Origin of the sequence: Paenibacillus sp. LHD-38 (assembly GCF_031157315.1) — a bacterium.
GTDB lineage: Bacteria > Bacillota > Bacilli > Paenibacillales > Paenibacillaceae > Pristimantibacillus.
This window is the reverse complement of the sequence record NZ_JAVIFU010000041.1, coordinates 56,325-64,204: the sequence shown is the minus strand read 5'-3', so window position 1 is coordinate 64,204 and position 7,880 is coordinate 56,325. Positions and strand designations below refer to the sequence as shown.

5 protein-coding genes are annotated in these 7,880 nt (G+C 53.3%); all 5 read left to right on the top strand.

Annotation, left to right across the window (positions count from 1 at the left end; genetic code table 11):
* Positions 1-341: 341 nt before the first annotated feature.
* From RCO25_RS26355 to RCO25_RS26335, 5 genes are read left to right on the top strand one after another with little or no spacing between them, the layout of a single operon-like run.
* Complete coding sequence (locus RCO25_RS26355; RefSeq protein ID WP_308999055.1) at positions 342-1,814, top strand: DUF5605 domain-containing protein; 1,473 nt, start codon at positions 342-344, stop codon at positions 1,812-1,814.
* A 60-nt stretch (positions 1,815-1,874) separates the two neighbouring features.
* Entirely contained in the window at positions 1,875-2,999 is a 1,125-nt protein-coding gene (locus tag RCO25_RS26350) for an ABC transporter ATP-binding protein (protein ID WP_308999054.1), read from the top strand.
* A 22-nt stretch (positions 3,000-3,021) separates the two neighbouring features.
* Complete coding sequence (locus tag RCO25_RS26345; protein WP_308999053.1) at positions 3,022-6,003, top strand: extracellular solute-binding protein; 2,982 nt, start codon at positions 3,022-3,024, stop codon at positions 6,001-6,003.
* Between the two features lie 49 nt (positions 6,004-6,052).
* Positions 6,053-6,973 (top strand): carbohydrate ABC transporter permease, encoded by a 921-nt coding sequence (locus RCO25_RS26340; RefSeq protein WP_308999057.1) that lies wholly within the window; start codon positions 6,053-6,055, stop codon positions 6,971-6,973.
* Positions 6,974-6,975: 2 nt separating this feature from the next.
* Complete coding sequence (locus RCO25_RS26335) at positions 6,976-7,869, top strand: carbohydrate ABC transporter permease (RefSeq protein ID WP_308999052.1); 894 nt, start codon at positions 6,976-6,978, stop codon at positions 7,867-7,869.
* Positions 7,870-7,880 lie beyond the last annotated feature (11 nt).

Below are 7,880 nucleotides of genomic sequence, written 5' to 3'. Positions count from 1 at the left end.
TACCCAATCTATTTTTCTCAAGCATGAAGGTCATCTCCTAGGATAAATTCTGACCTATATACCTTCGACAAATGTTTGGAAATACCTGCTAGTTAATCTTGCTGTCGTAGTTTTTTTTCGCTTGGCAGCAATTTCGCACGTGAAGACCTGAGAGAGGCCTATGCCATTCGCATGGGCCTCTCCGATTTCCGGCATGTAACAAACTCTGAGCTTGCATCACCCTATAGAAACGGCCTGAATCACCTATATAGGAGGGAGAACAGCATTGTATAATGAGAAAAATTCGCTTCCGGCGGGCCTGTTCGCAGGTTCGGCCAATCATGCGGAAGGAGAGACGAACCTTGATAAGTCAGAAGAAAGTGGAACGCTGGGCCGTGTTTGAAACCGCTCTCAAAACCTGCGAAACGCATAAGAACCCGTTCAGCGGTGTCCGACTGGAGGCTGTATTCCGGAGCGGCGGTAGGTCGGTCAAGGTGAATGGATTCTATGACGGGGACGGTGTCTACAAAATCAGATTCATGCCGGATACTGTCGGCCATTGGACATTTTCGATAAGCAGCAGCGACCCTTCACTCAACGGGGTAACCGGGGAGTTCGAATGCACGACGGCTGCCGGCGCCGGCAATCACGGACCGATCCGCGTCGTAGCCCCAGACCGATTCGAATACGCGGACGGATCGCCCTATAAGCCGTTCGGGACGACCTGCTACGCTTGGATTCACCAGAGCGAGACGCTGCAGAACGAGACGCTAGAAGCTCTACGGGAATCACCTTTCAATAAAATTCGCATGTGCGTATTTCCTAAAAGATATGCCTTTAACACCGCTGAACCGGAGCTGTTTCCGTTCCCGGGCTCGAAGGAACGGGGCTTCGACCTTGAACGGTTCGAACCGCGGTTCTTCCAAGGGCTTGAACAGCGAATCGAGCAGCTGGCGGAGCTCGGTATAGAAGCGGATATGATTTTGTTCCACCCCTACGACAAGGGGCACTGGGGATTCGACAGCATGAGTTCAGATCGGGATGAGTTTTATTTGCGTTATGTGACCGCGCGTCTGTCTGCCTATCGCAACGTATGGTGGTCGCTGGCCAACGAGTACGATTTTATGCGCGAGAAGCGGAAAGAAGACTGGGACCGGTTATTTCAAATCGTACAGGAATGCGATCCTTACCAGCATCTTCGTTCCATACACAACGGAACGAAGATGTACGATCCGTCGTCTCTCGATCTGTACGACCACGCGAAGCCATGGGTCGATCATGTCAGCCTTCAGCACTGGGATCTTACCGCAGTGGATTCGATCCGCCGCGAATACGGGAAGCCGGTCGTCGTTGATGAGTGCTGCTACGAAGGCGACATCCCGCGCCGGTGGGGTAACATTACGGGGGACGAGATGACGCACAGGTTCTGGGAAGGAACCGTCCGCGGCGCTTACGTCGGGCATGGCGAAACCTACATGCATCCCGAGAACATCCTTTGGTGGTCGCATGGAGGCAAGCTGCACGGCACGAGTCCCGCGCGAATCGGATTTCTGCGAGGGCTCCTTGAGGAAGCGCCGCAAAATCTGAGCATCATCGATTCGATCAAGGACGTGCCGGTATTGGGTGTAGAAGGCGAGTATTACTTGCTTTACTTCGGCATTCACCGGCCTGCCGGTCGACAGATCCAGCTTCCGGAGGAGGCTGTGTATACCGCTGAAGTCATTGATACCTGGAAGATGACGATCGAGCCGCTCGAAGGGACCTTCTCCGGTGCTTGCGCGATAAGCCTTCCAAGCAGGCCGTATTTGGCGCTTCGAATTCTACGTTGTATTTAGTAACGATTGACTAGCGATGATCAGTCACTATACCCAATTCAATTGTTCGGAGGTGGCGCCATGGGGCGCATTGTACTAAAGCATGTGGAGAAACGTTATGGCAAGGACAAGCAATACGCCGTAAAAGATTTTAACCTGGAGATCGAGGACGGCGAGTTTCTCGTCATGGTCGGGGGATCGGGATGCGGTAAATCGACCACGCTGCGCATGATCGCCGGACTGGAGGATATTACTTCGGGCGAGCTGTACATCGGGGACAAGCTGGTGAACCATCTGCCGCCTAAGGACCGGGATATTGCCATGGTTTTTCAGAACTACGCGCTGTACCCGAATATGAGCATCTACGAAAACATTGCGTTCGGGCTGCGCCTGCGCAAGGAGCCGAAGCACGAGATCGATCTGTCGGTCAAATCGACGTCCCGCACGCTGGAGATCGAACAGTTTTTGGATCGGAAGCCGAGACAATTGTCGGGCGGACAGCGACAGCGCGTCGCGCTCGGCCGGGCGATTGTCCGGAAGCCGAGCGTGTTCCTGATGGACGAGCCTTTGTCGAACCTCGATGCCAAGCTTAGAGTCCAGATGCGTACGGAGATTATTCGGCTTCATAAGCAGCTCGGCGTAACGACGGTCTATGTGACGCACGACCAGGTGGAAGCGATGACGATGGGCAACCGGATCGTCGTCATGAAGGACGGCGTGATCCAGCAGGTCGATAGTCCGCGCGTCATCTACAACAATCCGAAGAACATGTTCGTCGCGAGCTTCATCGGCACACCGCCGATCAACTTTATCGAAGGGAAGGTCGTGGAATCGGACGGCGGCAAGTTGGAGCTGCAGACGCAGCGGAGCTATCTGGCCATACCGGACGCGCATGCGCAACTGCTGAGGAAGCACGGTAAAGTGAACCGAAGGGTTGTGCTTGGCATTCGATGCGAGTTTACGCACGCGGAGTCAGAAATGGCCGATCGTCATCCTCGAAGCCAGATGACGGGCACGCTCAAGGTGGCGGAGTTGATGGGTTCGGATATTTACCTCTATGTTGATATCGGGACGGATACGCCATTTATCGTCCGTACTTTCTCAGGCTTCGACTGCAAGGAGGACGAACGGATAACCGTTACGCTAGACATGTCGAAAGCGCTTTACTTCGATAAAGATACAACGGAAAGCTTAATGCACGAATGATGGATGCAAAGGGGAGAGATGGATGTTAAGGTCGCTTACGAGATTGCGTTCAATAATCGTACTGACGATGGCCTTCGTTTTGCTTCTGCCTGCCGCTACGGGAGTTGCGGAGAAAGCAGGCACTTCACAGTCGTCAGACCTGGTAGAGGACGCGCCTGTTGCTGCGGCGGCGGAACCGCAGGTGGCAGTAGCTGACGAAACGGGCGATCCCTACTTTCTTGACAAGTTGACGGAATGGAAGCAAAAGGGAGCGTCGGACGTACACGACGGCAAAGTCGTCTTACACGCTACCGACTATTCGCGAGCGATTGAAGGCGCCAGCGTCCAAACCGGTAACGTAGACGGCCGGGCGCTAGCTATTGATTGGCGCCTGGAGAACGAGGAATGGATCGAATACGATTTTTTCGTTGAGCAGGCCGGACTGTACAAGATCGATTTGACGTACCGTCCAGTCACTGACGACAACCGCCGGAGGCCGATTTTGCTGAACGTGTCGGTCGACGGCAGAAACGAGTTTCTAGAAGCGAGATCTGTTACGCTGGACCGCCGCTGGAAGGATCCTTTCCCGGCTTCCCTCGATTCGAACGGTGACCAGATCCGTCCGATGGCGGAGGATATCAGCGGCTGGATGACGACATCGCTACGCGATTCGGGCGGAGCTTACGTCGACCCGCTGCAATGGTATTTGACTCCCGGGAAGCATACGCTCCGCTTTACCAGCACCGAGCCGTTCGCACTGGGCTCCATCGAGCTGTCAGCTCCAGACCAAGTTCCGGACTACGAGACGGCAAGGCAACCGAATGCTGGCGGAAACGAAGGAAGTGAAGGTGGCGTTCCGATTGTTATCGAAGCCGAGCAGGCTGATTGGAAAAGTGACTCTTCGATCTCGCTTCGCTATGACAACGAGATCGACAACACGCCATATAAACGCGGAAAAATTACGTATAACACCGTCAAAGGCTCGCGCTGGTCGTCCGGAAACGGCGAAATCAGCTGGAACTTTGACGTCTCTGAAAGCGGATATTACAAAATCGGACTGAGGGTCATTCAAAATTTCTCCTCCAACCGTTCGTCCTTCCGGACTATCCGGGTTAACGGCAAAATTCCGTTCTCCGAAATGAAGGCGTACCGGTTCTCGTACGCGTCCGGCTGGCAGGGCGTCCAGCTCGAGGACGAGCGGCAGCAGCCGTACTTGATCTACCTAGAAAAAGGAAGCAACACGATTTCGATGCAGGTGACCCAGGCTCCAGTTAAGCCGATGATCTCCGAGCTGGAGAAAACCGTAACCGGGCTGATGGCGCTTGCGACCGATCTTAAGGCGCTGACCGGCGGTTCTGACGACACGAATAGAACCTGGAAGATTGATAACGAGCTGCCTGGGTTTACGGACAATCTCGGAAAGATAGCCGACTCACTGGACGCTGTTCAGCAACAGCTGGTAGAGGTCAATGGCAGAAAGGATGCCGTTACGCAAGGACTGTTCACCACGATTAAGGATATCCGCTCGATGCTGGCGGATCCGAACCAGATCCCGTACAAGACCAATAGTTTCGTCACGATGCAGGGCAAAGTGGCCGAGATGTTGCAGCAGCTGAAAAGCCAGCCGCTTGGGCTTGACCGCATCTTTATCGTGCCGGAGAATCAGAAGTTTCCAAGGATGGAAGCGACCTTTTTTAAAAAGGCGGAAGGGGCGTTCGTCAACTTCTTCTATTCGTTCCAGTCGAAGGAGCGGTTAAGCAGCATGGATGACGATGTGCTGAACGTTTGGGTGCTCCGCGGACGTGATTACATCAATCTTCTGCAGCAAATGGCCGACGAGCAGTTTACGCCGGCGACAGGAATCAAGGTTAAGATCAACCTGCTTCCGGATACGAATTTGCTCGTGCTGATGAACGCGGCCGATATTGCGCCCGACGTCGCGCTCGGCTTGCCGCAGACGCTGCCGTTCGATTATGCCACCCGAAACGGGTTGTACGATCTGACGAAGTTCCCGGATTTTGATTCGGTTTATAAGCGATTCGCGCCGGGTACCTGGATTCCGTTCTATTACGACAAGGGATATTACGCGATGCCGGAGACGCAAAGCTTCTCCATGCTCTATTACCGCAAAGATATATTGAACGAGCTTGGACTTGAGGTGCCGAACACTTGGGAAGACGTCTATGACATGCTGCCGACCTTGCAACAGAACAATCTCAATATGGCGCCGGTTCAACATATGCCGTTTTTTTATCAGAACGGGGCCGAATATTTCACCAGGAACGGTCAGCAGACCGCTCTGGGTACGGAGACTGGATATAAATCCTTCAAGGAATGGACCGATCTGTACAACGTATACGCAGTGGACCAGCAGTTGGCTAGCTTTTACCAGTCTTTTAGGAGCGGCACCGTACCGATCGGCATCGCAGACTTCAGCATGTACATCCAGCTGATGGTGGCGGCTCCCGAACTGAATGGGTATTGGGGTATCGCGCCGATTCCGGGGGTCGTACAGAAGGACGGGGAAGTGGCCAGGTGGATGGGCGGTAATCTGCAGTCGTCCGTCATCTTCAAAAAGACGAAAAAAGCCGAACAAAGCTGGGAGTTTCTCAAATGGTGGACCTCCGCCGAGGTACAGGAGCGATACGGCTCGGATCTGGAGTCGATTAACGGCCTTTCCTTCCGTTGGAACACCTCAAATATCGAAGCGTTCGTTCATCTTCCGTGGAAGCGGGAGGATTTGAACAGCATTCTAGAGCAATGGCGCTGGTACAAGGAAATTCCGAACGTGCCGGGCAGCTACTTCCTTGAAAGGGAGCTGCAGAATGCCTGGAACCGAAGCGTCGTCGACGGAATCAATTACCGGAGCTCGCTCGAAACGTCGATTGGGGAGATCGAAAGGGAGATGCGAAGGAAAATGCAAGAATTCGGCAATATCGACAGCCAAGGCCATGTCCTTCGCCCGCTTGTTTTGCCAGAAGTTAACATGCCATGGGAAGGGGTGAACCCATTTGTCCGAGAGTAATGCGCAAATCTTGAAAAAAAACTATGCCAATGGCGGCATAGCTGTCCGCATGAAGGGAAAAGCGTACGGGCTGCTGAAGGAAATTTGGCGGTTCCGGTTGTCGTATCTGTTCATAGCGCCTTTTATGATCTGTTTCATCCTCTTCATTTTGATTCCGGTTGTATGCGCGTTCCTGCTCAGCTTTATGACCTATAATTCGCTCGAGCCGCCTCGCTTTATTGGCTGGGCAAATTTTCGCTATATGATATCGGAGGATTTGCTGTTTCTGAAATATGCGCTGCCCAACACGTTCAAATTCGCGATCATCGCGGGACCGTGCGGCTACGTTGCCTCCTTCCTGCTGGCATGGTTGATCACCATCCTTCCCGGAAGCTGGCGGAAATGGTTCGCGCTCGCGATGTACTCCCCGTCGCTGATGGGCGGAGTCGCCATGACCATCGTCTGGCTTCCGCTCCTTAGCGGCGATAGAATCGGATACTTGAACAGCTTTCTGCTCGAATGGGGATTCATCGGCGACCCTGTGCTATGGGTGACGAGCAAGGAGCATCTGATGACGTCCATGATCATCGTTACGCTCTGGTCCAGCATGGGGATAGGATTTCTGGCGATGATGGCGGGCATCTTGAACGTCAACCCCGAGCTGTACGAAGCGGGGAGACTCGACGGCATCAAATCCAGGCTCGAGGAAATCTGGTACATTACCGTTCCGTCCATGAAGCCTCAGATGCTGTTCGGCGCGGTCATGGCCATCGTCGGGACATTTAAGGCGGGCAGCATCGGCACGGAGCTGTCGGGAATGAACCCGACGCCGCAGTATGCCGGCCATCTCATCATGAACCAGATTGACGATTACGGCTTTATCCGCTTCGAGCTGGGCTACGCATCCGCTTTGTCCGTGTTCCTGCTGCTGCTCATGTATTTATCCAATAAGTTTTGCTGGGGTTTGTTCGGTTCGAAGGGGGATGAATAGAGATGGCAATGCCGCTGATCCGCAAACCTGTTTTCAAGAGAAGTTCCAAGCTGTTCCGGTTAAGCCGTTTCGAGAAAGTGGTCGTATTTCTGCTCATTCTGTTCAGCGCGTTTATGCTCCTGCCGCTTGTTTATATTTTCAATCACGCGCTAAAACCGTACGAGGAATTGTTCATTTACCCCCCGACGATTTGGGCCCGAAGCCCGTCTTTGCAAAATTTCGTCGAGCTGTTCTATATTTCGTCGGATTCGGTTATTCCTGTTACGCGCTACATTTTCAACAGCTTGTCCGTAGCGGTGCTGAGCGTCATCACGGTGACGGGCGTAAGCGCGTTATGCGCCTATCCACTTTCGAAGCATAAGTTTCCTGGATATAAGCTCGTATTCGCGACCATTATGCTTACGCTTCTGTTCGCACCGGAGACGGTCACGATACCGCGTTATCTCGTCGTCAGCCATTTGGGCATCATGAACACTTACTGGGGTCATATTCTGCCCATGGTAGCCATACCGGTCAGCGTCTTCTTAATGAAGCAATTCATCGACCAAATTCCGAACGAGTTGCTCGAATCGGCTCGACTGGACGGAGCAAAGGAATTTATGGTGTTCCTGCGGATTGTCGTCCCGGTCATTCTTCCGGCGGTTGCTACGATCGGCATCATCTCGTTCCAGAATGCTTGGGGCAATGTCGAGACGTCAACTCTGTTCATGCAGGACGAGGAGATGAAGACGTTTCCATTCTTTATCTCTACGCTGACGACGAACATGGCTAACAGCGTGGCAAGGCAGGGCGCGGCCGCAGCCGCAGCACTGTTCATGTTCATTCCGAACCTAATTGTTTTTCTCGTATTCCAGAGCAAGGTCATTGCAACAATGGCCCATTCCGGCATTAAATGAAACCGCGGGAG

Coding starts and splice junctions, on each gene's coding strand:
- RCO25_RS26350 (WP_308999054.1), top strand. CDS start 1,875: ATGGGGCGCATTGTACTAAAGCATGTGGAGAAACGTTATGGCAAGGAC.
- RCO25_RS26340 (WP_308999057.1), top strand. CDS start 6,053: ATGAAGGGAAAAGCGTACGGGCTGCTGAAGGAAATTTGGCGGTTCCGG.
- RCO25_RS26345 (WP_308999053.1), top strand. CDS start 3,022: ATGTTAAGGTCGCTTACGAGATTGCGTTCAATAATCGTACTGACGATG.
- RCO25_RS26335 (WP_308999052.1), top strand. CDS start 6,976: ATGGCAATGCCGCTGATCCGCAAACCTGTTTTCAAGAGAAGTTCCAAG.